At 32.1% G+C, this 25,573-nt stretch carries 25 protein-coding genes and 4 tRNA genes; 11 read left to right on the top strand and 18 right to left on the bottom strand.

The window, feature by feature from the left end; translation table 11 throughout:
• Positions 1-46: 46 nt before the first annotated feature.
• The 14 genes from JM80_RS07810 to JM80_RS07745 form a co-directional block, all read right to left on the bottom strand.
• Positions 47-118 (bottom strand) — tRNA-Thr (locus JM80_RS07810).
• Between the two features lie 174 nt (positions 119-292).
• Positions 293-365 (bottom strand) — tRNA-Gly (locus JM80_RS07805).
• Positions 366-466: 101 nt separating this feature from the next.
• Positions 467-548, bottom strand: a tRNA-Tyr gene (locus JM80_RS07800).
• 84 nt (positions 549-632) lie between these two features.
• Positions 633-706: transfer RNA gene (locus tag JM80_RS07795), tRNA-Thr, on the bottom strand.
• 110 nt (positions 707-816) lie between these two features.
• Positions 817-1,113, bottom strand: coding sequence for a ribosome hibernation-promoting factor, HPF/YfiA family (gene hpf, locus JM80_RS07790; RefSeq protein ID WP_013620115.1), 297 nt, complete (start codon positions 1,111-1,113; stop codon positions 817-819).
• Between the two features lie 46 nt (positions 1,114-1,159).
• Positions 1,160-2,050 (bottom strand): tyrosine-type recombinase/integrase, encoded by an 891-nt coding sequence (locus JM80_RS07785; RefSeq protein WP_144709637.1) that lies wholly within the window; start codon positions 2,048-2,050, stop codon positions 1,160-1,162.
• A 112-nt stretch (positions 2,051-2,162) separates the two neighbouring features.
• Complete coding sequence (gene rpsU, locus JM80_RS07780; RefSeq protein WP_013620117.1) at positions 2,163-2,357, bottom strand: 30S ribosomal protein S21; 195 nt, start codon at positions 2,355-2,357, stop codon at positions 2,163-2,165.
• Positions 2,358-2,888: 531 nt separating this feature from the next.
• Positions 2,889-4,058: an acyl-CoA dehydrogenase family protein gene (locus tag JM80_RS07775; protein ID WP_013620118.1), complete on the bottom strand. Its 1,170-nt coding sequence runs from the start codon at positions 4,056-4,058 to the stop codon at positions 2,889-2,891.
• A gap of 12 nt (positions 4,059-4,070) precedes the next feature.
• The gene (locus tag JM80_RS07770) at positions 4,071-4,946 is read right to left on the bottom strand and encodes a helix-hairpin-helix domain-containing protein (RefSeq protein ID WP_144709636.1); all 876 of its coding nucleotides are present in this window, start codon (positions 4,944-4,946) and stop codon (positions 4,071-4,073) included.
• Positions 4,947-4,955: 9 nt separating this feature from the next.
• The gene (locus tag JM80_RS07765; protein WP_034646240.1) at positions 4,956-7,028 is read right to left on the bottom strand and encodes an amino acid carrier protein; all 2,073 of its coding nucleotides are present in this window, start codon (positions 7,026-7,028) and stop codon (positions 4,956-4,958) included.
• 81 nt (positions 7,029-7,109) lie between these two features.
• On the bottom strand, positions 7,110-8,123 hold the full coding sequence (locus tag JM80_RS07760; protein WP_013620121.1) for a TrkA family potassium uptake protein: 1,014 nt from the start codon (positions 8,121-8,123) through the stop codon (positions 7,110-7,112).
• Between the two features lie 69 nt (positions 8,124-8,192).
• Positions 8,193-8,420 (bottom strand): PspC domain-containing protein, encoded by a 228-nt coding sequence (locus tag JM80_RS07755; RefSeq protein ID WP_013620122.1) that lies wholly within the window; start codon positions 8,418-8,420, stop codon positions 8,193-8,195.
• A 9-nt stretch (positions 8,421-8,429) separates the two neighbouring features.
• Complete coding sequence (locus JM80_RS07750) at positions 8,430-9,713, bottom strand: DUF2851 family protein (protein WP_144709635.1); 1,284 nt, start codon at positions 9,711-9,713, stop codon at positions 8,430-8,432.
• A 52-nt stretch (positions 9,714-9,765) separates the two neighbouring features.
• On the bottom strand, positions 9,766-10,077 hold the full coding sequence (locus JM80_RS07745) for a rhodanese-like domain-containing protein (protein ID WP_013620124.1): 312 nt from the start codon (positions 10,075-10,077) through the stop codon (positions 9,766-9,768).
• 72 nt (positions 10,078-10,149) lie between these two features.
• Between JM80_RS07745 and JM80_RS07740 the strand changes: the two genes are divergently transcribed.
• The 9 genes from JM80_RS07740 to trpA all read left to right on the top strand — a co-directional run bounded on the left by JM80_RS07740 (position 10,150) and on the right by trpA (position 17,842).
• Positions 10,150-10,608 carry a MarR family winged helix-turn-helix transcriptional regulator gene (locus JM80_RS07740; RefSeq protein WP_144709634.1) on the top strand — a complete coding sequence of 153 codons (459 nt, stop codon included), beginning with the start codon at positions 10,150-10,152 and terminating at the stop codon, positions 10,606-10,608.
• A gap of 20 nt (positions 10,609-10,628) precedes the next feature.
• The gene (locus tag JM80_RS07735) at positions 10,629-11,189 is read left to right on the top strand and encodes a YceI family protein (protein ID WP_013620126.1); all 561 of its coding nucleotides are present in this window, start codon (positions 10,629-10,631) and stop codon (positions 11,187-11,189) included.
• A 240-nt stretch (positions 11,190-11,429) separates the two neighbouring features.
• Positions 11,430-12,827: an anthranilate synthase component I family protein gene (locus JM80_RS07730; protein ID WP_144709633.1), complete on the top strand. Its 1,398-nt coding sequence runs from the start codon at positions 11,430-11,432 to the stop codon at positions 12,825-12,827.
• Positions 12,828-12,831: 4 nt separating this feature from the next.
• The gene (locus tag JM80_RS07725; protein ID WP_144709632.1) at positions 12,832-13,395 is read left to right on the top strand and encodes an aminodeoxychorismate/anthranilate synthase component II; all 564 of its coding nucleotides are present in this window, start codon (positions 12,832-12,834) and stop codon (positions 13,393-13,395) included.
• A gap of 46 nt (positions 13,396-13,441) precedes the next feature.
• The gene (trpD, locus tag JM80_RS07720; protein ID WP_034646242.1) at positions 13,442-14,434 is read left to right on the top strand and encodes an anthranilate phosphoribosyltransferase; all 993 of its coding nucleotides are present in this window, start codon (positions 13,442-13,444) and stop codon (positions 14,432-14,434) included.
• Positions 14,435-15,220, top strand: a complete 786-nt coding sequence (gene trpC / locus JM80_RS07715) for an indole-3-glycerol phosphate synthase TrpC (protein WP_013620130.1) — start codon at positions 14,435-14,437, stop codon at positions 15,218-15,220.
• Positions 15,217-15,858 carry a phosphoribosylanthranilate isomerase gene (locus JM80_RS07710; protein ID WP_034646244.1) on the top strand — a complete coding sequence of 214 codons (642 nt, stop codon included), beginning with the start codon at positions 15,217-15,219 and terminating at the stop codon, positions 15,856-15,858. Before trpC ends, JM80_RS07710 begins: the two co-directional genes overlap by 4 nt.
• 31 nt (positions 15,859-15,889) lie before the next feature.
• Positions 15,890-17,071, top strand: a complete 1,182-nt coding sequence (trpB, locus tag JM80_RS07705; RefSeq protein WP_144709631.1) for a tryptophan synthase subunit beta — start codon at positions 15,890-15,892, stop codon at positions 17,069-17,071.
• Positions 17,072-17,080: 9 nt separating this feature from the next.
• Positions 17,081-17,842, top strand: a complete 762-nt coding sequence (gene trpA / locus JM80_RS07700) for a tryptophan synthase subunit alpha (RefSeq protein WP_144709630.1) — start codon at positions 17,081-17,083, stop codon at positions 17,840-17,842.
• 75 nt (positions 17,843-17,917) lie between these two features.
• Here trpA and JM80_RS07695 read toward each other — a convergent pair whose 3' ends face one another.
• The 4 genes from JM80_RS07695 to JM80_RS07680 form a co-directional block, all read right to left on the bottom strand.
• On the bottom strand, positions 17,918-18,853 hold the full coding sequence (locus JM80_RS07695) for a glycerophosphodiester phosphodiesterase family protein (RefSeq protein WP_144709629.1): 936 nt from the start codon (positions 18,851-18,853) through the stop codon (positions 17,918-17,920).
• Entirely contained in the window at positions 18,850-19,803 is a 954-nt protein-coding gene (locus tag JM80_RS07690) for a carboxylesterase (protein WP_038504699.1), read from the bottom strand. The genes JM80_RS07695 and JM80_RS07690 overlap by 4 nt, the downstream gene beginning before the upstream one ends.
• A gap of 24 nt (positions 19,804-19,827) precedes the next feature.
• Complete coding sequence (locus JM80_RS07685) at positions 19,828-22,329, bottom strand: TonB-dependent receptor (protein ID WP_144709628.1); 2,502 nt, start codon at positions 22,327-22,329, stop codon at positions 19,828-19,830.
• Positions 22,330-22,614: 285 nt separating this feature from the next.
• Positions 22,615-24,252, bottom strand: coding sequence for an ABC-F family ATP-binding cassette domain-containing protein (locus tag JM80_RS07680; protein ID WP_144709627.1), 1,638 nt, complete (start codon positions 24,250-24,252; stop codon positions 22,615-22,617).
• 180 nt (positions 24,253-24,432) lie between these two features.
• Between JM80_RS07680 and JM80_RS16435 the strand changes: the two genes are divergently transcribed.
• Positions 24,433-24,573 (top strand): hypothetical protein, encoded by a 141-nt coding sequence (locus JM80_RS16435; RefSeq protein WP_013620138.1) that lies wholly within the window; start codon positions 24,433-24,435, stop codon positions 24,571-24,573.
• Positions 24,574-24,746: 173 nt separating this feature from the next.
• On the top strand, positions 24,747-25,538 hold the full coding sequence (locus JM80_RS07675; RefSeq protein WP_144709626.1) for a DUF3575 domain-containing protein: 792 nt from the start codon (positions 24,747-24,749) through the stop codon (positions 25,536-25,538).
• Positions 25,539-25,573 lie beyond the last annotated feature (35 nt).

Here is a 25,573-nt window from a genome sequence, read left to right as displayed (position 1 = left end):
GAGTTTTAATCTTAGTTATATATTAGTGTACAAATTATACTTCTTGAGCCAATGACGAGATTTGAACTCGTGACCTCTTCCTTACCAAGGAAACGCTCTACCCCTGAGCTACACCGGCGTAAAACGTTGTTTAATTTAATTGTTATTATTAAAAATAACCTAAAAAACCAATGCCTATAATCAGGAACGACATCGCTGTCTATAAAAACATATTTTCTACTTCAAAAAAATCAACTTCAAAATATATTTTTACACAACTTCCTCTAGACTTCAAAAACCTAGAAAAACTTAGAGCGAGAGACCGGGTTCGAACCGGCGACATTCAGCTTGGAAGGCTGACGCTCTACCAACTGAGCTACTCTCGCATTCTTCTTTTATTCTGCAAATTTCTAAAAAAATTTAAAAATCTACAACTACCATTATTTCAAACAAAATAACCTAATTTTATCTTGCTTTAACTAATTTGTGGGGAGAGCAGGATTCGAACCTGCGAAGACGTAGTCAGCAGATTTACAGTCTGCCCTCGTTGGCCGCTTGAGTATCTCCCCAAAACTTTTTTTTTCAGTACAAAATGAACTTTCAAAAATACTTAGTTTTAAACTTAAAACCAAGACTTAATTTTCAAAATTTAGAGCCGATGGAGGGACTCGAACCCACGACCTGCTGATTACAAATCAGCTGCTCTAGCCAGCTGAGCTACATCGGCTTTTAACCTTGCTTTTCTGCTTTAAAAAAGCCCGCTATTTCTAACGGACTGCAAATGTATAACTAGTTTTCAGTTATTCAAAATATTTTTTAAAAAAAATTTAAAAAAATTTACACCCTTAATTTCTCTTTTCTTTTAACAAGCTGTCTTTCAATAGAATTGCATGCAGAGTCAATTGCCTCTTCAAACGACTTACATTGTTTTTTTACCATAATATTTTCTTTAGGCACCCTAATTTTGATCTCTACAACCTTATTTTCTTTTGAACTTGTGTTCTCTACTTTTAGATAAACATCCGAACTTATTACTTTATCATAGAAGGTTTCTAACTTATCTAATCTGGTTTGCACAAAAGACATTAAATCTCCGTTTGCATTAAAATTAACTGATTGCGTGTTTACTTTCATAAGAGAAGGTTTTTAAAATTAAACAATACCAGCAATACAAAAATTGTTATTTCTTATTTCTAGGATGAGCTGCTAAATGCACTTTTTTAAGTTCTGCTATACTATTGTGCGTATAGACTTGAGTAGACGCTAAGCTTGAATGCCCTAACAATTCTTTTACTGAATTTAGATCTGCCCCTTCATTTAACAAATGTGTCGCAAATGTATGCCTTAATATATGTGGACTATTTTTTTGCTTAGAAGAGACCTTACTAAAATAACGATTTATTATTCTATAAACAAGACTTTCATACACTTTATCTCCTGACTTTAGCAGAAAAAAGTATGCCTCATCGTTAATTACCGGTAAAGCTTCTCTATTTTCTAAATAAGAATACACCCAAGGACATACAAAAGGAGCCAAAGGAACAACTCGTTCCTTATTTCTTTTCCCTAAAACTTTAATTGTCTTAGCTTTTACATCTACATTTTTAAGCTTTAAATTAACTAACTCTATCCTTCTAACACCTGTTGCGTATAAAAGTCCTATTATTAACCTATCTCTCTCTCCCTCAAAACCCGCTTCAAAATCTACCTCATTTAAAGCTGCCTCTACCTCTTCAAAAGAAAACGGGATTTCTATTTTCTTAGATATTTTTAAGGCTTTATGTTTAGCTAAAGGGTTAACTACTACGCGACCTATCTTTTGCAAAAACTTGTAATACGCTTTTAATGATGCTATTTTTCTATTTATAGACCTATTTGAAATTCCTTTTGAAACCAAAACCACTATCCAATTACGCACAAAAGCGTACGGAACATCATCTATAGATGTCAATTGGTAATTTACCCCACAAAACTCTGTAAACTCACTTATATCTTTTTTATAAGCAGTCACTGTATGTGTTGAGTATTTTTTTTCTAATGACAGGTATGATACAAAAGCTTCTAACGACATAACAACTAAAGATACAATTTATGTTATTAAACAGAAAAAATCCTATTTAGATTGAAAGACATCAACCTAAATAGGATTTATACTAAAATACTAAGAATTAAATCTTAAAGAACTATACTTCTTCTTGATCTCTTAATCCTTGTACGTATTGTGCTTTTTGAATTTGAGCTCTACGAACAACCGATGGCTTTGAAAACTGTTGACGCTTTCTTAACTGACGCATTCCACCTGTTCTATCAAACTTACGCTTAAAACGCTTAAGTGCTCTATCTATATTTTCTCCTTCTTTTACTGGTATAATTAACATGGGCAATAACCTCCTCTCTTTTGTGATTTTTAAGACTGCAAATATATAAACTAATTTTCAATTAACAACTACTTATTTTTTTATTCTCTATTTTCTTTAAACTTTACAGCTAAAGATTAGACTTACAATTACTTTTAGCAATAATCTCTTGGAAATTATTTTTGCTAAAATGATAAAGGCTATTTTGTTGCAGGCTTATACTCCTTTTTATCTATTACCATTTTAGCAATAATCTCTTGGAAATTATTTTTGCTAAAATGATAAAGGCTATTTTGTTGCAGGCTTATACTCCTTTTTATCTATAACCATTTTAGCAATAATCTCTTGGAAATTATTTTTGCTAAAATGATAAAGGCTATTTTGTTGCAGGTTTATACTCCTTTTTATCTATAACCATTTTAGCAATAATCTCTTGGAAATTATTTTTGCTAAAATGATAAAGGCTATTTTGTTGCAGGTTTATACTCCTTTTTATCTATAACCATTTTAGCAATAATCTCTTGGAAATTATTTTTGCTAAAATGATAAAGGCTATTTTGTTGCAGGTTTATACTCCTTTTTATCTATAACCATTTTAGCAATAATCTCCCTCAAGATTTCACTAGTGCCGCCACCAATAGGTCCAAGTCTACTATCTCTTAACATTCTAGCCATAGGGTAATCTTCCATATAACCATAACCTCCTAAAAATTGTAAACATCCGTAGATAACTTCGTCTGCCATTTTTGTAGATTTCAGCTTAGATATTGTAGCCTCTTTTACTACATACTCCCCCTTATTTAACCTATATGCAACTGAGTAATTATACTCTCTACAAATTTCCATATCTGCATATAAATCTGAATATGTATGACGAAGTGCTTGGTATTTATCTATTGTTTTTCCAAATGTAGAACGCTCAGACATATATTGGCGAGCGTAATCCAAAGCAAATTCTGCTCTTGCATGTGCATTAACTCCCATTACCAACCTCTCTAAAGCAAAATGCTGCATAATATATGAAAAACCTTTGCCTTCTTCACCCATTAAATTAGCCGCAGGTATTGTTACATTATCAAAAGCTATCTCAGCAGTATCTGACGCCCTCCAACCTAACTTATTTAATTTAGATGCAGATACACCTACTGTATTTTTATCTACCATAAAAATACTAATACCTTTATTTCCTAATTCAGGACTTGTTTTAGCTGCAACAACCATATAGTCTGCGTAAACCCCATTAGTAATAAAGGTTTTTGAACCGTTTAAGACATAAGTATCTCCTTTTTTTTCTGCTGTAGTTCTCATACCTGCAACGTCACTACCTCCAAAAGGCTCTGTAACACACAAGCATCCTATTTTTTCACCAGCAACACTTGGAGCCAAATAATTATCTTTAATTGCTTTATCTCCTTCCTTATTAACGTGAGTCATTGCCAGGTAAGCATGTGCCCACATTGCAGCTGCAAATCCACCAGAATTAATCTTCTGTAATTCTTCTAAAAATATAATCGTATAAAAAAGGTCTAAATCTAATCCTCCATATTCTTCCGGAGTGGCCAATCCAAAATAGCCCATATCTCCAAATTTTTTCCAAATAGAACGATCTATAGTACCAGACTCTTCCCATTTATCTATGTTAGGAACAACTTCTTTTTTTAAAAACTCTTTTAAACTTTCTCTAAATAATTGATGCTCTTCTGTGAAGTACATACCTGCCATACCTGTTGTTTTTTAATCAATGCTCAAATATAACTTAATTCTATCAATCTTATTCACAGTAAAACCCTCAATATTTACCAAATCGTTAAAAGATGTAAATCTTCCATTTTCTTCTCTGTAAACCACAATAGCCTTAGCAACATCATATTTTATATATACCAACTTAGAAATTTCATAAGCACTAGCCTCGTTTATATTAATTTTACTTATAACAGGCTTACTAATTACCTTAAATTGCTTTAACAACCGATTTAAAACTTCTTTATCTAAACCATAAACATCTTGCAACTGCTCATTAACCACAAAACCACCTAGCCTATCTCTAAATTTAACTATTCTGGAAGATATTTTTTCTCCAATTCCACTTACCACCTGCAAGTCTATTGCAGTGGCATTATTAATATCCTTAACTGTATAATTGATGTTTCTAGAAGACTTATTTGCAACAGTTATTTTTTTATCAAATTTTGAAGCTTTCCAATCTGGAAATTTAAAATATGGAGATATTGCTTTTAATAATGAATCTGAGACATTTGTTACTTTCTTAAACTCCTCTGTAGAGTTAACATATTTACCCGTTTCTCTATACAAATGCAACCTATCTATTTCTTTAATAGACATCCCCAATTTATAACCTTTATAATCTGTTATATAATTAGGATTAAAAGGGTACATTTTATATGTATTCTTTTTTACAGATTGATTTTTTAGTGAATCTATTACAACCTGAAGCTCTTTATTATGTAGTAAACTATTATTTTTAGAAGTAAATACACCATTTGAAACCAAATAATATATAGCCTGAAAAATTACAATTAATAATAACAAAAAGAAAATCCCACTTTTCTGTTCTTTATCAAACTGAAAGTGGGATTTAAAATTCTTCATTATTATGTATTATTCCTTTTCTACCATCTGCTTTTTAAACAGTTGATTAGATTTTAATTTACTAAAGTATTCTGACAGATCTTTTTTAACCTCACCAGACATTATATAAAGACCAATTATATTAGGGAAAGACATTGCTAAAATCATCATATCTGAAAAATCTAACACTGCTCCTAAACTCACAGATGCTCCTATTACAACAAATACTAAGAAAAATATTTTATAAATAAACTCTGTTCTTTTACTTTTCCCGAACAAGTAAGTCCAAGCACGCATACCGTAATAAGACCATGATATCATTGTAGAGAATGCAAATAAGAAAACTGCTAATGCTAACACGTATGGGAACCAAGAAATTTGACTTCCAAAAGCGTCTGATGTTAATTGCGCACCTGCCATACCTTCTACCTCATGCATACCTGTAAAAATTAATACCAATGCAGTTAATGTACACACAACTACCGTATCTATAAATGGCTCTAAAAGCGCCACAAAACCTTCTGATGGCGGATTATTTGTTTTTGCCGTACTGTGTGCAATTGCTGCAGAACCTACACCTGCCTCATTAGAGAATGCTGCCCTTTGGAAACCTACAACTAATACACCTACAATACCTCCTTTTAAAGCAGACGGACTAAATGCTCCTTCTACAATTGCAGAGAAAGCTGGTCCTATGTTCTGAATATTCATTACAATAACAGCCAAAGCAGCCACAACATATATAGACGCCATAACTGGTACAATTTTACCTGTTACTTTAGCAATACTATTTATACCTCCAATAATAACAACACCTACTAAAATTGCTGTTACCACACCAAACCAAAACCCGTTACCTGCAAGCGCCGGGAATTGACCTGCTAATTGCTCAAAAGATTGATTTGCCTGAAACATATTACCACCTCCAAAAGAAGCACCTACGGCTAATACTGCAAATAAACCTGCTAGTACTTTACCTAATCCTTTCATATTTCTTTTTTCTAGTCCGTAACGTAAGTAGTTCATTGGACCTCCAAATACTCTACCATCTGGTAAAATATCTCTGTACTTTACACCTAAAGTACATTCTACAAATTTTGAAGACATACCAAGTAAACCACAAACAATCATCCAAAAAGTAGCACCTGCACCACCTAATGATACCGCCACAGCCACACCTGCAATATTACCTAAACCTACAGTACCTGATACTGCTGTAGCTAATGCTTGAAAGTGAGTAACCTGTCCTGGTGCATTAGGATCATCATACTTACCTTTTGCTAATTCTAATGCATGACCAAATCCACGAATATTAATAAAGCCCATTCTAATAGTAAAGAAAGTAGCTCCTAATACCAACCAAATAACTATAAATGAAATTGGTTTAGTTAATGGATCTCCGTTAGGATGAGTTAATACAATTGGCTCATCATACTTAATTTCTGCAAAGTAATGAGCACCTTGCTCTATAATGTGCTCTTTATTGTCTGAGTTATAAACAACATTACCCTCTTTTGTAAGGTGATCTAATGTACCGTTTGCTAAAGCGCTAATATTAATATCTTCACCTGCTGCATTAGATAAAACAGCTATAGCCTCCCCTTGCTTTACTTTTTCTCCGTTAGATTTAAGCCATTTTTTTAAAGTAAACTTATCTTCTAATTCTGGAGACCAATTAGGAATACCCACTCTTTTAGAGTCTGCATACACCACAGGATCATAAATACCTATTGCTGCAAAAGGGTCCCAAAACAAAACAGACCCCAGAGCGCTTACAGCTGGAGTCATAGTACCGTTAAAAATTTCGGTTATTGCTTCTGATTCTACAGTGAAAACCTTAGTAACACTTTTTCCACTAGAATCTGTAATTACACAGGTATACGGGATACCTTCTACTAAACCTGTGGCTTTACTTGAGGTTAAGGGAGTATTTTGGTTACTCCATTTATAAGTATAAGGAGCTTCACCTCCACTTACCTCTAACTTAATCACTCCATCATTTATAGAATTTGAGGGATTAAAAACTTTTCCTTCTACGCTAAAGTCTTGAGCTAAAACAGACATAGACATAATAAAAGAAAGAAAATATAGGTATTTCTTCATCGTTGATTGAATTTTTTGAGTTAGTTAGGATGGCAATATCCAAAAAATAATCAACTCAATCAAGAATTTTCAACTAAATTATCAACCAATCTGGAAGATTTCATTCAATTTCATAATTTGCTCTGGCCTACCTAAAACAATTACCTTACTTTTAGATTCTAACTGCAAATCTGCCTCTGGGTTTATAATGTAATCGCCATCTGGAGCAATGTAACCTATTATAGTACAACCTGTTCTTTTTCTTAAATCTAAATCTCTTAATGAATTGCCTGTAACTTTATCTGTAAGATCTTCTATTGCTATTTCCTCTAAAGTAGTTGTGTGTTTACCTTCTGTAGAAAGTTTATCCATAAAACTAATTAAATCTGGCATAACTACTAGTGAAGCCATATGGTCTCCTCCTATTTTATCTGGCATTATTACCTTATCTGCACCTGCTAGTATTAACTTACGCTGAGAATTTATTAAAGAGGCTCTACTAATTATAAACAACTCCTTATTTAATTGCCTACTAGACAGTACTACAAATAAGTTTGATGCATCATCTGGTAATGCTGTAATTAAATATTTAGCCTTAGATACTCCTGCTTCAATTAATGCTTCGTCATCTGTGGCGTCACCTTCTATAAAAAGTACTTCATCCTCATATCTTTCTATAACCTCTTTATCTTTTTCTATAACAACAAATGGCCTTTTATAACTACCTAAACGCTCTGCTGCTTGAGCTCCATTTCTTCCGTAACCACAAATAATAATATGCCCAGAAAAATCTTTTATTTTATTTTTCACACGTTTCTTTTTTAATAGTTGTACAGAATTTTTACCTAGCACGTACTCTGTAACTACAGATATTGCATAAGCAACAATAAACACACTAGATATTATTAAAAATATGGTAAAAACTTTAGATGGTGTATCTAGTGGCTTAACCTCAGAAAAACCAACTGTAGCCATTGTAATAACGGTCATATAAACAGCTTCCATCCAACTATAGTTAGATATGTACCTGTAACCCAAAACTCCAATAACCAAAATAGACACTATTAATAGTTGAGCTATATATATTTTAGATCTAAATAGTTTTAAAAGCTTCACTTATATATTGTGTTTGTTACAAAGACTATTAATTGTTAGTTTTATCTAGTCTTTTTTTATGATTGTTTGCTACAAATCAAAAACCGAAGTTCTTTTAGTATACACCAAATCTTTAATTTTTAACCAAAAAGCCAAAAATAGATACAATGCAAAACCAAAACCTAATGTAGCAAATGTTAAGTATATAAAAGATGTACGCACAATTCTGGCTCGTATGCCAAAACGTTCTGCAATACGCCTGCAGACTTCAAAACCTCGTTTTTGAAAATAATACAATATGTTATAGAAAAAATTCATACTATAAAATTAACCATTTCTACTTAATAAACTACTACCAACACCACATTGTAAACATTTATTTTTTTTACAATAATGTTTGTAGAGTTGCAATATAGATTGACTATCCTTTGCGTTACTAATAGCTACCTTTTGTGTTTTAAATTTATCTATTATGCTATTTTTTTCTTCAGGCAAACTAGTTATAATTTCTAAAATAGTTTCATCATCATTCTTTCCTATATATTTAGAGTAGCAAAACCTAAGCGGTAAAATTGTATTTATAATAAGCAAATTAATAAATGATGCAGTAAGTCTTTTTTTACTTTGCTTGGATTGTTTTCCAAATGTGTAGTGGTTGTCCCAATATGCGCTAGCTACAACTGTACATAACCCATATATTTCTTCTGCCGTTTTAGCTTTTATTAATTTTGAGAATAAAGCTTGATGCTCTGCATATAATGCGCTTAATTGAGAAAGCCTAATAGTAGGGAAATTGGTTGGTCTTAACTTAAAAAAAGCTACAGAGACTTCATCATTAATAGTAAAACCAAATTTGTTTTGCAAAAAAACATATTCCTCTTTAAGCTGATTGTAATACGCATCTAAAATATCATTATTATTTAATAAGCCTGCCATACCAAACAAAAGACTCTCTGCCTGCATTGGTTTTACACTAACCTTTTTAAAAATACTAAAATCAATATTTTTAGCTAATTGAAAAAAAGAATCTCCGTTTATACTAGACCCAAAACTCTTCATTAACAATACAAAAAGTACGTGTTCCCAATTGTTATTAGATTCTTTTAGGAGTTGGGTTATAACAATAGATTTTTGTTCTAATCTTTCAAAATACAAACGGTCTAACCAATTTTGTAGTAAAAAAGAATCTACAGAAGTGATATCTTTTTCGCAATTGATAAACTTTTGTTTTCCTGACAAAAATAATTGCTGATAGTTTGCCAGTACATTAGCAGGTATATAATCTTTTAATACAAGCGTAGGTATCTCAGAGTTGTCTGGTCTAAATATTGTTGCATCATCATGCCAAACAATATGCAAAATTACATTTTCGTAATTTTTATCTTTTTCGTGATTATGTGCATACCAGTCTGATGCGTTTATGTGAATTTCTACATTGCCTGCCCATAGCTGGCTTCCTATTTTTAACTGTGCGTTAAAAAAATCTGGACCTTCATTATAGTTATGCGTACCAACAGACACTACATTAATTGCGTCTCCTTTTGTGGTTTGTAAACCTTTTAGTTGTAATTTTTTATATTTCCATATAAAATGTAAAAGGTCTTCTCGCATAACTATAACTAAGGTTTTTGTTTACTAATGTAAACAAAAAAAGTACATGTACTTATTTTTCAGCTACTTCTCCTTCCCAGTTCATAAAGCCACCTTCTAAATTGTAAGCGTTTTCAAAACCAAGGCTATTCATAATTGCACAAGCTTGGCCACTACGGTTACCAGATCTACAATACACGTAATACGTCTTAGATTTGTCTAGTTTTTCTAGCTCATCAATAAAATCTTGCCCCTTGTAAATATCAATATTTACAGCATTTGGTATAATACCTTCTGCTATCTCGTCTTCTGTTCTTACATCTAATATAAAAGCGTTAGCATCTTCTGCTAATTTTGCGCTCCATTCTTCCTGTGTTAAATCCATCTTAAATATTTTTTTTTCAAAAGTAATTAAAATAAAATTACATACATTTGTATATACAATTATTGTAACGACATGGATGTAGAAAAAATTTTAAAAACAAATAAGCCTATACCCTTAGAAGGTAGGACTATTATTCATCTATTGTTAATACACCAAAGTATAACTGAAAAAACAGCAGAAGCCCTAAAACCTTTTGATGTATCTGCGCAACAGTTTAATGTATTGCGCATTTTAAAAGGGCAAAATGGCAAACCTGCAAACCTTAGCACGTTAAATGACAGAATGGTGTCTAAAATGAGTAACACCACAAGGTTGGTAGATAAATTAATTTTAAAAGATTTTGTAAAACGTACTGTTTGCAAAGAAAATAGAAGAAAAATAGAAATTTACATTACTGAAAAAGGTGAAGAAGAACTCATTAAAATGAGTAGCGCAATGTTAGATATGGAAAAAAACCTTTTAAAAAACACAACTGAAGAAGACTTAAAAACTTTAAATAAATTATTAGATAAATTTAATACAGACAATTAAAACAAATAAAAACAAGAATTATGAAAAAATTATCAATTAGTATTTTAGCATTAGTATTTTCTGTAGCATCATTAACTGCTCAAGAAAAAAAGATTAATACAGAAACAAGTAACATTACTTGGAAAGGATACAAGGTAACCGGTTCTCATGAAGGAACTTTAGATTTTAAGGATGGTTCTTTAGTTTTTAAGAACGATAAATTAACTGCTGGTGAGTTTGTTGTAGATATGACTACATTAACTGTTACAGACTTAGAAGGTGGAATGAAAGGCAAATTAGAAGGTCACCTAAAGTCTGATGATTTCTTTAGCACTGAAAAAAACACAACATCTAAATTAGTTTTTACTATTAGCAAAGCAACTGGTAAAAATGCTTATGCTGCCAAAGGTAAACTAACTATTAAAGGTATTACCAAGCCGGTAGACTTTACAATTTCTGTTTACGGTAGTAAAGCTACTGCTAGTTTAAAAATAGACAGAACAGATTTTGACATTAAATACAAGTCTGGTAGTTTTATAGAAAACTTAGGAGATAAAGCTATTTATGACGATTTTGATTTAGTTGTAGATTTACAATTCTAAATAAAACAAAACCAATAAATGTTTTAAACCTCACTTTTGTGAGGTTTTTTATTTTTTATGCAACTCTTGTTGGGTATTATAAAATTCCTTTATATATTTGAACTAATGAAAATAACAACTAACATATGGTGGTGGAATAACTTACGTCAAACGTCGTGAGCAAAGCACCATTGTAACAATATACATTAAAGGCTTGTCTATCACGACAAGCCTTTTTTTATTTAAATTTTTAAAAATAAAATGAAATACAATCTAACATCACACTACAAAAAAATACTGGCAGACACCATTACTCCTGTTAGTATGTACTTAAAAATTAGAGACAGGTTTCCTAATAGTATTTTATTAGAAAGTAGTGATTACCACGCAAATAATAATAGTTTTTCTTATATCTGCTGTAACCCAATAGCATCTATAAAAATAGAAAACGAAACCATTTTTGAAAACTATCCAGATGGTACTAGCAATACTACAGCTATAGATAACACTGTAGACGTAGCAACTATTTTACACAATTTTAGCACAAAGTTTAACTCTAACAATAACGACTTTAAGTTTATAAACAATGGGCTTTTTGGTTATATGGCTTATGATTCTGTTCGTTATTTTGAAGATGTAAATATTACTAAAAAAGACAACTCTGTTACAATACCAGATATGTACTATGCAGTATATAAAAATGTAATTGCTATTAATCATTTTAAAAATGAAGCATACATATTTGCTCACACATTTAATGCAGAAAGTAACATCCCAGAAATAGAACAACTATTAAACGTGAGAAACTTTGCTACCTATAATTTTTCTAAAGAAGGAGAAGCAACTTCTAACTTAACAGATGAAGATTTTTTAGAGCAGGTAGATTTAGCAAAAAAACACTGTCAGCGTGGAGATGTTTTTCAATTAGTATTGTCTAGAAGGTTTTCTCAGGAATTTAAAGGAGATGAATTTAATGTATACCGGGCCTTACGCTCTGTAAACCCATCTCCATACCTATTTTATTTTGATTACGGAGATTTTAAAATATTTGGTAGCTCACCAGAAGCACAAATTATTGTAAAAGATGGCAAGGCAGAAATTCACCCAATTGCAGGTACTTTTAAACGTACCGGTAATGATGAAAAAGATGCTATTATTGCCAAAGAATTAACAGAAGACGACAAAGAAAATAGTGAGCACGTTATGTTGGTAGATTTGGCCAGAAATGATTTAAGCAGAAACGGGAATACTGTTACGGTAGAAAATTATAGAGAAGTACAGTTTTTTTCGCATGTAATACATTTAGTTTCTAAGGTTACTGGTATAAAAAAAGACAACATACCCACAATGAAAGTTGTAGCAGATACTTTCCCTGCTGGTACTTTAAGCGGTGCACCTAAGCATATGGCTATGCAACTTATAGAAAAATATGAAAAAACTAGTCGCGGGTATTATGGTGGTGCTATTGGTTTTATGGATTTTAATGGGAATTTTAACCACGCTATAATGATTAGAACTTTTTTAAGTAAAAACCACCAATTACATTACCAAGCTGGCGCTGGTTTAGTTGCTGCATCTAACCCTAAAGATGAACTACAAGAAACATACAACAAATTAGGAGCACTAACCAAAGCTTTAGAAATAGCTGAGAATATTTAAGAAGATGAAAAAGATATTAGTTATAGATAATTACGACAGTTTTACATACAATTTAGTGCATTACCTAGAAGATTTAGAGTGTGATGTTACTGTAAAACGAAATGACCAACTTACACTTGAAGAAGTAGATGCTTTTGAAAAAATAGTACTTTCTCCTGGCCCAGGTATACCAGATGAAGCAGGACTATTAAAAGATATTATTGCTAAATATGCCCCTACAAAAACCATTTTAGGTGTTTGTTTAGGTCAGCAAGCTATTGGTGAAGTTTTTGGCGGTTCTTTACTTAATTTAGAACAAGTTTACCACGGTATTGCTACCACTATTACAGTTATTAAAGACGATGTTTTATTTGCAGGTTTAGGTAACGAGTTAAAAGTTGGGCGTTACCATTCTTGGGTTGTAAACTCTGATTTGCCAGATGTTTTAGAAGCTACTTCTGTAGATGAAAACGGACAAATAATGTCTTTACGCCATAAGACTTATGACGTTAATGCTGTACAGTTTCACCCAGAATCTGTACTAACACCTAAAGGAAAACAAATGCTAAAAAATTGGGTAAATAAGTAAAATAAACTATTCGTAAAAATTTACTTATTCAACTAAAAAAATAAAAATGAAAACAATATTAAATAGATTAATTAATCACGAAATTCTTTCTAAAGAAGACGCAAAAAATGTTTTGGTTAATATTGCAAAAGGTGATTATAACACCAGTCAAATTGCAGCATTTTTAACTGTATATATGATGCGTAGTGTAACTATTGAAGAGCTAGAAGGTTTTAGAGATGCTCTTTTAGACCTTTGTTTAGCTGTAGATTTATCTGCCTACAACCCAATAGATTTATGTGGCACTGGCGGTGATGGTAAAGATACATTTAATATTTCTACGCTTGCCTCATTTGTTACTGCTGGTGCTGGTATTAAAGTTACAAAACACGGTAACTATGGTGTATCTAGCAAATGTGGCAGTAGTAATGTAATGGAGTCTTTGGGTATTAAATTTAGTAATGATGCAGGCTTTTTAGAAAAAACCATAGATGAAGCTGGTATTTGTGTATTACACGCTCCGCTTTTTCATCCTGCAATGAAAAATGTTGCTCCAATACGTAAAGAGTTGGCAGTAAAAACTTTCTTTAATATGTTAGGCCCAATGGTAAACCCTGCTTTTCCTAAAAACCAAATGGTAGGTGTTTTTAATTTAGAATTAGCCAGAATGTACGGTTACCTTTATCAAAACACAGATAAAAACTTTACTGTTTTACACGCCTTAGATGGCTATGATGAAATTAGTTTAACTGGAAAAACAAAAACAATATCTCGCCTATCAGAAAGTATGCTTAAACCTGAGGATTTTGGAGTACAGCAAATTAAACAATCTGACATTGTTGGTGGAGATACTGTAGAGGCTTCTGCTAAAATATTTGTAGATATTTTAAGTGGAAAAGGTACAGATCCGCAAAACAATGTTGTTTGTGCAAATGCAGGTATTGCAATTGCTACAGTACAAAATATTACCCCTAAAGAAGGCTTTTTAAAAGCACAAGAATCTTTACGTAGTGGTAAAGGTTTAGAAGCATTAAAAAAATTACAAAAGCTAAGTGCATAAATGGATATTTTAGAAAAAATAGTACTAGACAAACGTAAGGAAGTTGCTTTAAGAAAAGCTCTTATTCCTGTATCTCAATTAGAGGCTTCAGTTTTATTTAATAGACCTAGTAACTCTTTAGCTGTTGTATTAAAAAACAGTAGTTCTGGTATTATTGCAGAACATAAGAGAAGGTCACCATCAAAAGCAGTAATAAATAATAGCCTATCTGTACAAGATGTTGCTACGGGTTACCAAAATGCTGGCGTTTGCGGTATGTCTGTTTTAACAGATGGCAAATATTTTGGTGGCTCTTTAGATGATTTGCTAACCGCCAGAGCAGCAGTACAAATGCCATTACTACGTAAAGAGTTTATTATAGATGAGTACCAAATACTAGAAGCAAAAGCTTATGGCGCAGATGTTATTTTGTTAATAGCAGCTATACTTACTAGAGAAGAAATAAAACAATTTTCTGAGTTTGCTAAAAGTCTAGACTTAGATGTTTTACTAGAAGTACATAACCAAGAAGAATTGCAAAAATCTATTATGCCTAGTTTAGATATGCTAGGCGTAAACAACCGTAATTTAAAAACTTTTACGGTAAGTTTAGACACTAGTAAATCCTTATCTGCTTTAATACCTAATGATTTTGTAAAAGTATCTGAAAGTGGCATAAGCAATATAGAGGCCATTAAAGAATTACAACCATACGGCTACAAAGGTTTTTTAATAGGTGAAAATTTTATGAAGACTGATAACCCTGGCGATAGTGCCACTAATTTTATAACATCTTTAACCTCATGAAACTAAAAGTTTGTGGTATGAAGTATTTAGATAATATGGAGGCTGTTGCAGCTTTACAACCAGACTATCTAGGCTTTATATTTTGGGAACCTTCATCTAGGTATTTTAATGGAAAAATGGGTGCTATATCCAAGAACATTAAAAAAGTTGGTGTTTTTGTTGATGCAGATTTAGATTATGTGGTAGAAAAAATTAACCAATACAGTCTAGATGTTGTGCAACTACACGGTAAAGAATCTCCTGAATTTTGTAAAGGTTTACGAAATTCTAATCTTGGCCTTAAAGGGAAACAACCACAAATTATAAAAGTTTTTTCAATTAAAGACAGTTTTAACTTTAGCGTTATTACTCCTTTTGAAAAAGTATGCGACTATTTTTTGTTTGACACCAAAGGTAAACTACCTGGTGGTAACGGTTATACTTTTAATTGGTCTGTTTTAGAAAATTACCCATCTACCAAACCCTATTTTTTAAGTGGCGGTATAGGTATAAAAGACACCGAAAAGGTTAAAGCATTTTTAAAAACGTCTGCCTCAAAGTACTGCGTTGCCCTAGATGTAAACAGTAGTTTTGAGATTGAACCAGGGTTAAAGAATATTGAAAAATTAAAAGAATTTAAAACAGCATTAAGTATCTAAAACAACTACTTAAAACTAAATACTAATTCAGATGAATTATAATGTAACAGAAAAAGGATATTACGGAACATTTGGCGGTGCCTATATTCCAGAAATGTTATATCCTAACGTAGAAAACCTACGCCAAAACTATCTTAAAGTGATGGCAGAGCCAGACTTTAAAGCAGAGTTTGATCAGCTTTTAAAAGATTACGTAGGCAGGCCGTCTCCTTTGTACTTTGCAAAAAGATTGTCTGAAAAGTACAACACAAAAGTCTATTTAAAAAGAGAAGACCTAAACCATACTGGTGCTCATAAGGTTAACAATACTATTGGCCAAATTTTAATGGCAAAAAAACTAGGTAAAAAACGCATTATTGCTGAGACCGGCGCTGGCCAACACGGTGTTGCCACTGCTACAGTTTGTGCACTAATGGGTATGGACTGTGTGGTGTATATGGGTGAGATAGATATTGCACGCCAAGCACCAAACGTAGCACGTATGAAAATGCTAGGTGCAGAAGTAAGACCTGCACTGTCTGGTAGTAAAACACTAAAAGATGCAACTAATGAAGCTATTCGTGACTGGATTAACAACCCTGTAGACACACATTATATTATTGGTTCTGCAATTGGGCCACATCCTTACCCAGATATGGTTACTAGATTTCAATCTATTATATCCGAAGAAATAAAGTGGCAACTAAAAGAAAAAGAAGGTCGTGAAAATCCCGATTATGTAGTTGCTTGTATTGGTGGCGGTAGTAACGCTGCTGGTACATATTATCACTTTCTACACGAAGAAGAAGTTGGTATTATTGCTGTAGAAGCTGCAGGTAAAGGAATAAATTCTGGCGAAAGCGCTGCTACATCTGCGCTTGGTAAAGAAGGTGTTATACACGGTTGTAAAACACTATTAATGCAAACCAATGACGGACAAATTACAGAGCCCTACTCTATTTCTGCTGGTTTAGATTATCCTGGCGTTGGACCACTACACGCACATTTATACAAAACAGGAAGAGGAGAATTTTATTCTGCCACAGATGATGAGGCTATGCAGTCTGGTTTAGAATTAACAAAATTAGAAGGTATTATACCTGCTATAGAAAGTAGCCATGCTTTAGCTATTTTTAAACATAAAACTTTTAAACCAGACGACGTTGTTGTACTAAGTTTATCTGGTCGTGGTGATAAAGATTTAGATAATTACATTAAATATTTTAACTTATAAAATTGTATAATGAATAGAATTAATAAAAAAATGCAAGAAGACAAAAAACTTCTTTCATTGTACTTTACAGCAGGTTACCCAGAGCTTAACAATACGGTTAAAATAATTGAAGATTTAGAAGCTAGCGGTATAGATATGATAGAAATTGGATTGCCTTTTAGTGACCCATTAGCAGATGGCCCAACAATACAAAACAGCTCTACAATTGCGCTTAAAAATGGTATGACTACCAATTTACTTTTTGAGCAGTTAAAAGATATACGTAAAACTGTTTCTATACCTTTAATAGTTATGGGATATTTTAACCCAATGCTACAATATGGTGTTGAAGCCTTTTGTAAAAAATGTGCAGAAATAGGTATAGATGGTTTAATTATGCCAGATTTACCTTTGGCTGTTTACCAGGATGAATACGAGGCTATTTTTAAAAAGTATAATTTAAAAAATATCTTTTTAATTACACCACAAACTAGTGACGAGCGTATTATGCAGATTGATGAAGCTTCTGATGCATTTATTTATATGGTAAGTTCTGCTAGTGTAACGGGTTCTAAGTCTGGTTTTGGAGATGAACAAACTGCTTATTTTAAACGCATAGCTAGTATGCAACTTAAAAACCCACAAATTGTTGGTTTTGGTATTAATAATAACGAAACATTTACACAAGCAACAGAAGATGCAAAAGGTGCTATTATTGGCTCCGCATTTATAAAACACCTTACAGAAAATGGTGTAAATACTATTAAAGAGTTTGTACAAAAAATAAGATAAGTTTAAACTTATTTATCATAAAAAAAAGCTGTTTCAATTATGAAACAGCTTTTTAGTTTTTGGTTATTTGTAGTATTATTTTCTGTACTTAATAGCTTTATTAGGATAATCTGTAATTAAACCATCTACTCCCATTGCAAGTAATTCTTCCATATCAGTCTCATTATTAACTGTCCAAGGAATAACTTTCATATTTTTTGAGTGAAGCTCTGCTATAACCTCTTTAGATAACATATTATGTAGCGGACTATAAATTTGTGGCACAAACCCTAATTTATCTAAATTAGTTTTAACATCATCTTTATATACCAAAGCAGCCAATGTATACTCTGGATAATTTTGATGTAAATATTGCAACACTCTAAAATCAAAACTTTGTAGTACTACATTTTCAACTGCAATTTTATCTTTAATAGTTGCTATAACTAAATCAGAAAAATCTTTTGGGTTTGGATGATAAATATCATCGCCCTCTGGCAAACTCTTAATTTCTATATTGTATTTAATTGGTGTTGTATTACCTGCTGTTAAAGAATCTGCAAGAGCAATAACATCTAACAATAACGGTTTTGTAACGTACTGTTTCTTTTGCTCTGGAAACTTAACATTACCCATACTACCACAATCGTATTTTTGAGTTTGCTTATACGTATGCTCATAAATATTTAATGCAATAGAATCTTTTTTAGCAATAGTTTTCCCTAGAGAATCTAAACAAAAAAGCGGATTAAAATATGGCTCATGTGACACCAACACTTGTTTGTCTTTTGTTACTGCAAGGTCTAACTCTATTGTATTTACACCCAACTCTATAGCTTTTGTAAAAGCTGGTATGCTATTTTCTGGCATTAAACCCCTAGCACCACGGTGACCTTCTAAATCAAAATTATAAGTAACAACTGTTTCTTCAACCGGAGCAGCTTCTTCTTTTGTTTTTTTCTTTTTATCGCTCTGCTTACAAGCCATAAAACCAAGGCCAATAAGGCCACAAATAGCTATTTTTAGTTTCATTTTATTATTTTATTTAAAAAATCAACTGTATTTACATAAACACCTTCCCAATCTTTGGATCTAATATCACTTGCTATAACGTGATTTCCACTTTTTGGAAAAGCCATTTTAGTCTTATCTTCTTCTGGCGTACCAAGAGCATCAAACATTACTTGCATTGCTGGCACAGAAACAACTTTATCTTGCTCTTCTTCATTTTTATAATAGTATCCTAAAAATACAGGACAAGTGACTTTAGAAAAAGTTTCTGTTGTCATTGTATTTGTAAGCATAGTAATTAAAGAAATATAGCCATTTATGTGATAGTTGGTAGACCAATACTTTGCTTCTAATTCTGGACGTTCTTGCACTTGCATTGTACCCCCTAAAGCCTTAACAAATTGCTCTTTACCTCCTGGTTGTATTACTGCTTTCATTGCTGGGTTAAGCAAATCTATAAACGGAGAATACAAAACCAACGCTTTAATATCTTTATCTTCTGCTGCTATTGCTAAGCTTAATGTACCACCTGTAGATGTACTAATTACTATAACCTCATCTCCTAATTGTTTACCATAAGCAATTGCCTGTTTTGCAGATGCAATGTAATTTTCTGGTGTTAAGTCTTCAAAAGTATTATCTCTGTAAATACCGTGCTCCTCTAAGCGAGCCATATATGTGTTTGCTTTAAAGTTTGCTGAAAGTTGAGACATTACCGGCTCACCTTCTGCATAACTAGCACCAAAGCCATGTAAGTAAACAAATGCAATAGGAGATTTTTTATACTTATAATCGTCTGCCCATATAATTCTAGCTTCATTATCTGCCTTAATACCAACTACATTACTCTCCTCTATTTGTATCTTTTTCTCTAACTCTTTTAAATTTTGCATTTTTGCCGCTTTTTGTGCGGTTGCAAAAAACGCAAATACTAGAAATAAAGAAAGGATATATGTCTTTTTATTTATCATTTTATTGTTTTTTAATAATTTACCTTAAAATATCACAGACAATTGAAGTCCATAAAATGCTGGAGGACCTGCAATAAATGTTGGTATACCAAAAGCACCACCTGTATTACCCGCATCTATAATAAATTCTTCATCTAAAACATTAGTTGCATATAAACTAATTTCATACCTATCTTGTATAGTTATACCTGTTCTAATGTTTAATAAACCATAACCATCTTGAGATATATTTGGCAGATTAGTTTCTTCAAAAAATACTTTAGACTTGTAAGTATATGTTGGTCTTAAAAATACAGCTACTTTTTCACTTAAAGTAGGGTTGATATTAAATCCTGCTGAGAAAGAGTGTTCTGGTGTTAACCTAAACGTATTTCCTGCCAATTGCTGTGGGTTACCGTCTGAATCTTCATCATCAAAAGAAGCATCTATATACCCATAATTAGCAAAGAAAGAACTACTTTTTGCAAATTGGTACTGCATAGCAGCCTCAAAACCTAATGCTGTTGCACTACCACTATCATTAGGAAGAATTACCAAACCATCTGTTTCATCTAAACGTGCAATTGTAGTTTGAAAATTACTGTAGTCATAATAATATCCATTAATATCAAACTGTAGTTTATTATCTAACATTAATGATTTTAGTCCTAGCTCATAAGACCATACAGTTTCGTCTGACAACACATTTACTTCTGTAGCCGATACATTAATTACATTTGGTCTTCTTCCGCGTGCAACGTTACCAAAAACAGTTACCGCATCACTTAAATCATAATTAACAGCAAACCTACCTACGGCAGATGTAAAAGTTTCACTTGCCGAAATTCTACCGTTTGTTGGCGTAAATAAGTTGTTAGGGAAAGCTCCTAAAAAGTTACCTAACAATCCTGGATTATCTGCATTTATAACCTCTAAACCAGCATTACTATTTTCTAAAGTTGCTCTTAGTCCTAGTGTAAGAGTTAATTTCTCTGTAACATCATAAGAAGCATCTGCAAAAATATCACCAGAGTAATTTTCTCCGTAATTAATAGATTCCTCTTTATTAAATGGCAATAAAGGAGCTCCTGCTAATGGTCCAAAACTACCTGGGTCGTTAGGAATATTAGGAAATAAAGTTGGCACACCGTTTATAACCAAAGCATCTGTTGCTACTAAAAGTGCTAGGTAACTTTGCTCATTAACCTCAAAAGGTACTGCTTGTGACCCGTTTTCATAAAAGAAATTAGCTCCAAAGAAACCAGATAGTTTATCATCATTATCAAAATTAAAACGTACTTCTTGACTAAATTGTTCTCCTTCTGCAACCTCTCTAAAAAATAAAACTGGTGCCGCTGTACCATCTGCATCAAAAGCCTCATCTGAATTAAATTTTCTATAAGCAGTAGTAGAAGTTATATCCCAATTGTCATTAAGTGCCGACTTTAAAATTCCTGTAAAACCATATACTGTACGGTCTAACCCTAATTCTTTACCACGCTCTAAATCTGCAAAAGAGTTAGGACTTAAGTCACCTCCTAAAGGAGCAAAAGTTCCACTTTTAAAAGAAGTTCCTGGAGGTGTATCTTGTTGCCAATTTGCAATAAAATCAAACGTAGTATTATCACTAATCATATATTTTAAAGAACCTCTAAGTGCCAAAGTTTCTTTACCATTTAGGTCTCCTCCAGAAAGGTTTTCTATATACCCATCTCTTCTATTGTAAATTGCAGCTACACGAGCAAACAACTTATCTTTTACTAAAGGTGTGTTTACATAACCGTTTACTAAAAACTGATTGTAATTACCAATACCTGTTTTTAAGGAAGCAGAAGTCTCATTTTTAGCTTTATTTTGAATAATATGCATTGCTCCAATCTGCGCTCCTCTACCAAAAAGAGTCCCTTGCGGGCCTTTTAAAACTTCTACTCGTTCTATGTCAAACAACTCTACTACAGAACCACGAGACTTACTAATAGAAACCCCGTCTTGGAAAACAGATACTCTTGGCTCTACTCTAGAATCTCCGCTATCACTAGTAATTCCCCTAACAACTATACCAGGATTGTTTACACTTTGTATTTGTATTTGTAAACCTGGTACATAATCTGAAAAAGTATCATACTCAAACGTACCTTGGTTATTTATAAAGTCACTCCCATAAGAAGTTATTGCAATTGGTACATCTTTATTTAATTGCTCTCTTTTTTGTGCTGTAACCACTAAACCATCTAACTGAAAAGATGGTTCTTTTAAATTAAAGTTTAAAGTTGTTTGCGGAGTTGCAATTTCTACTGATTTTTTTATGCTTTTATACCCTAAGTAAGATACTGTAATAGTATAAGTATTATAAGATAAATCATCCAACTTGTATGTCCCGTTTTCATCTGTAACTGCTCCTATTGATATACTTTGTATGACTACGTTAGCTCCAATTACAGGAGTTCCTGTTTCATCTAAAACCTGACCAGTTATACCTCCTTTGTTTTGTGCTGTTACCGTAAATGCGGTAAGTAATAGTAAAATTAAATAGTAATTATTTTTCATTGTGTGTTTTTAAGTTGCCCAAAACTATACAGCTACTGTTAAGCTAAAAGTTAGGCTACTTTATAATAATGTTACACAAACATTAATACGCATTAAGTAAGTATTAATAAAGAGCTTCCATTGTTAATAAAAGTTTAAACAAAACACATAACTAACTAAAAACAAGCTTGTTAGAACTAAAAACACTATTCAATTTATAAATTGTACAACTGTTCAATTTATACAATAAAAAAAAGCCCTAAACAATATAATGTTTGGGCTTATATCAAAAATAAAATATAATCGCTATTTTTTTAAATCGATGTCTATTATGTTTTTAATCTTATTTCGCTCTAAAAAAGCATCAATAGTTTCAAAATGTTCTATTACACGTTGATCTTTAAATTCAAATACTTTTTCTGCTAAACCTTGTAGAAAATCACGATCATGAGACACAAGTATTAATGTACCATCAAAATCTAACAATGCTTCTTTTAAAACATCTTTAGATTTTAAATCTAAATGATTTGTAGGTTCATCTAATATTAAGAGGTTTACCGGTTCTAGCAATAATTTTACCATTGCTAACCTTGTTTTTTCGCCTCCAGATAGTACACTTACTTTTTTATCTACATCATCTCCTTTAAACATAAACCTACCCAAAATATTTTTTATTTGAGTACGCACATCTCCTTTAGCAACCTCATCTACTGTTTGAAAAATAGTTAAATCTGGATCTAGTAATGACGCTTGGTTTTGAGCAAAATAACCTACTTGCACATTATGTCCTAAACTACATTTGCCCTCATACTCTATTTCGCCTAAAATAGATTTTATCATTGTAGATTTACCTTCTCCGTTTCTACCAACAAAAGATACTTTTTCTCCTCTAGAGATAGACATATTAGCGTTCTTAAACACTGTATGGGCTCCATATGTTTTTGTTAAGTCTTCTACAGTAACTGGGTAATCTCCTGAACGCTGTGCAGATGGAAATGATAATTTTAAAGCAGAGTTATCTACTTCATCAATCTCTATAATCTCCAATTTCTCTAACATACGTTCTCTTGATGAAACTTGGTTTGTTTTAGAGTATGTTCCTTTAAAACGCTCTATAAAACGCATATTGTCTTCTATAAACTTTTGCTGTTCTTCATAGGCTTTTATTTGATGCGCTCTACGGTCTTCTCTTAATTGCAAGTAATGAGTATAATTTGCTTTGTAATCGTAAATTTTACCCATAGTAACCTCTATAGTTCTATTGGTAATATTGTCTATAAAAGCTCTGTCATGTGATATTACCATTACAGCTTTTGCTTTGTTTACCAAAAAGTCTTCTAACCAAATTACAGACTCAATATCTATGTGGTTTGTTGGCTCATCTAACAGTATCAAGTCTGGTTTTTGTAATAGTATTTTTGCTAGCTCTATACGCATACGCCAACCACCACTAAACTCACTTGTTTGCCTTGTAAAATCTTCTGATCTAAATCCTAATCCTTTTAATGCTTTTTCTACCTCAGCATCATAATTTACATCTTCTAAGGCATAATATTGCTCACCAAGTTCAGACACCTCTTCTATAATTTTCATATAGGCATCACTCTCATAATCTGTTCTTGTCTCTAGCTCTTTATTTAAATAAGCCATACGGTCTCTCATTTCAAAAACGTGACTAAAAGCCTTAGAAGCCTCCTCTACTACCGTACTGTTGTCTTCTGTTAATAAATGCTGTGGTAAATAAGCAATTACAGTATCTTTAGGGCAACTAACTTTACCCTTTGTTGCCTTTTGCTTGCCAGCAACAATTTTCATCATTGTAGATTTTCCAGCCCCGTTTTTACCCATTAATGCAATTTTATCATTTTCATTAATAACAAAATTTACACCACTAAATAAGGTTGTTCCGCTAAATTCTACTGCAATATTATCTACTGTAATCATTTTTATAATTTAAGACTGCAAAACTAACAAAAAGTAAAGAATTTAGTAGATAGTTTAAATAGTTTATCAAAAAGCATTAAATCGTCCATTTAACACTCATTAACAAAGACTTACAAGTCTATTAACTACTTTTTTTTAATATTAATTGTACATTGTAGATGAACATAAAAAACAAATGATATGGGAATTATAGATGATAAGAGATTAAAAAGAAAAGTAAAACAATCAAATCCTACAAACCCAACAGGTAATACGGATATAGACACAAACAAGTTTGATATTGACTCCGAAACCATTAAGGATCAACAAAATAAGAAATAACCTTACAAGCTTTATATGCAAAAGCCCCAAAATCTTAATGATTTTGGGGCTTTTCTTTTGTTTAAAAAAACATTTACCGTTTATAGAATATTTTATTTTAATAATTGAAAAAAGCATATAATTGCAATAAATTCTTACAAGAATCGTTTAGTTTCAATAATTAAAAATAAACAATGAAAAAACAAATTTTACTACTTACAACGTTCTTATCTGTAACGTGTTTTACCTACGCACAAGAACTAGAATCTACTGACCAAAACAACAATGCAGAGCAATCTGTTTTAGAGTATCAGGACAAAAAAAATATTGCTAAACTAAGTTTAACAAGTTTAGTTTTTAGAAATTTTCAATTTCAGTACGAGAGGGTTTTAAACAAAACTTTTTCTGTAGCGTTATCTTATGGTACAATACCAGAAGGCGGTATTCCATTTGGGAGTTCTTTTGTTGATGAAGACGAAGATGATGATTTATCTAACATTGTAAACGACGGTAAAATGAGTTACTCTAGTTTTACACCAGAAGTACGTATTTACACAGGGAAAAAAGGATATGGAAAAGGCTTTTATTTAGCTCCGTTTTTTAGAGCATCTAAATACACTTTTAAAAATGTAAACTTTAGTTTTGATGCAGATGGTGGAGGAACAGAAACTTTAACCACTAGCGGTACTGTTAAAGGTAATACTTTTGGTTTGTTATTTGGATCTCAGTTTAACCTAGGAAGCAACCTTGTTTTAGACTGGTGGATTGCTGGTCCGCATATTGGGTCTAGTAACGGAAACTTAAAAGGTGTATCATCTAGAGAATTATCTCAAAACGAACAAGACGCTTTACTAGAAACTTTACAAGACACAGATATTCCTTTAGTAGATACTGAGTATAAAGTAGACGCTAATGGAGCAGAAATAGATTTAGATGGTCCTTGGGCTGGTGTACGTGCTGGTTTAAGTATTGGATATAGATTTTAAAAAATAAATGATTATCATATAAAACCCCTAAAACC

This window comes from Cellulophaga sp. RHA_52, from assembly GCF_007827205.1.
GTDB classification, from domain to species: Bacteria; Bacteroidota; Bacteroidia; order Flavobacteriales; family Flavobacteriaceae; genus Cellulophaga; species Cellulophaga lytica.
Note: the sequence above shows the minus strand (reverse complement) of the source record. Positions and strands in the feature narration are given on the sequence as shown.

Coding starts and splice junctions, on each gene's coding strand:
- JM80_RS07730 (WP_144709633.1), top strand. CDS start 11,430: ATGAAATACAATCTAACATCACACTACAAAAAAATACTGGCAGACACC.
- JM80_RS07750 (WP_144709635.1), bottom strand. CDS start 9,713: ATGCGAGAAGACCTTTTACATTTTATATGGAAATATAAAAAATTACAA.
- JM80_RS07775 (WP_013620118.1), bottom strand. CDS start 4,058: ATGGCAGGTATGTACTTCACAGAAGAGCATCAATTATTTAGAGAAAGT.
- JM80_RS07765 (WP_034646240.1), bottom strand. CDS start 7,028: ATGAAGAAATACCTATATTTTCTTTCTTTTATTATGTCTATGTCTGTT.
- rpsU (WP_013620117.1), bottom strand. CDS start 2,357: ATGTTAATTATACCAGTAAAAGAAGGAGAAAATATAGATAGAGCACTT.
- trpC (WP_013620130.1), top strand. CDS start 14,435: ATGGATATTTTAGAAAAAATAGTACTAGACAAACGTAAGGAAGTTGCT.
- trpB (WP_144709631.1), top strand. CDS start 15,890: ATGAATTATAATGTAACAGAAAAAGGATATTACGGAACATTTGGCGGT.
- JM80_RS07740 (WP_144709634.1), top strand. CDS start 10,150: ATGGATGTAGAAAAAATTTTAAAAACAAATAAGCCTATACCCTTAGAA.
- JM80_RS07690 (WP_038504699.1), bottom strand. CDS start 19,803: ATGATAAATAAAAAGACATATATCCTTTCTTTATTTCTAGTATTTGCG.
- JM80_RS07695 (WP_144709629.1), bottom strand. CDS start 18,853: ATGAAACTAAAAATAGCTATTTGTGGCCTTATTGGCCTTGGTTTTATG.
- JM80_RS16435 (WP_013620138.1), top strand. CDS start 24,433: ATGGGAATTATAGATGATAAGAGATTAAAAAGAAAAGTAAAACAATCA.
- JM80_RS07735 (WP_013620126.1), top strand. CDS start 10,629: ATGAAAAAATTATCAATTAGTATTTTAGCATTAGTATTTTCTGTAGCA.
- JM80_RS07785 (WP_144709637.1), bottom strand. CDS start 2,050: ATGTCGTTAGAAGCTTTTGTATCATACCTGTCATTAGAAAAAAAATAC.
- JM80_RS07680 (WP_144709627.1), bottom strand. CDS start 24,252: ATGATTACAGTAGATAATATTGCAGTAGAATTTAGCGGAACAACCTTA.
- JM80_RS07725 (WP_144709632.1), top strand. CDS start 12,832: ATGAAAAAGATATTAGTTATAGATAATTACGACAGTTTTACATACAAT.
- hpf (WP_013620115.1), bottom strand. CDS start 1,113: ATGAAAGTAAACACGCAATCAGTTAATTTTAATGCAAACGGAGATTTA.
- JM80_RS07745 (WP_013620124.1), bottom strand. CDS start 10,077: ATGGATTTAACACAGGAAGAATGGAGCGCAAAATTAGCAGAAGATGCT.
- trpA (WP_144709630.1), top strand. CDS start 17,081: ATGAATAGAATTAATAAAAAAATGCAAGAAGACAAAAAACTTCTTTCA.
- JM80_RS07755 (WP_013620122.1), bottom strand. CDS start 8,420: ATGAATTTTTTCTATAACATATTGTATTATTTTCAAAAACGAGGTTTT.
- JM80_RS07675 (WP_144709626.1), top strand. CDS start 24,747: ATGAAAAAACAAATTTTACTACTTACAACGTTCTTATCTGTAACGTGT.
- trpD (WP_034646242.1), top strand. CDS start 13,442: ATGAAAACAATATTAAATAGATTAATTAATCACGAAATTCTTTCTAAA.
- JM80_RS07710 (WP_034646244.1), top strand. CDS start 15,217: ATGAAACTAAAAGTTTGTGGTATGAAGTATTTAGATAATATGGAGGCT.
- JM80_RS07685 (WP_144709628.1), bottom strand. CDS start 22,329: ATGAAAAATAATTACTATTTAATTTTACTATTACTTACCGCATTTACG.
- JM80_RS07770 (WP_144709636.1), bottom strand. CDS start 4,946: ATGAAGAATTTTAAATCCCACTTTCAGTTTGATAAAGAACAGAAAAGT.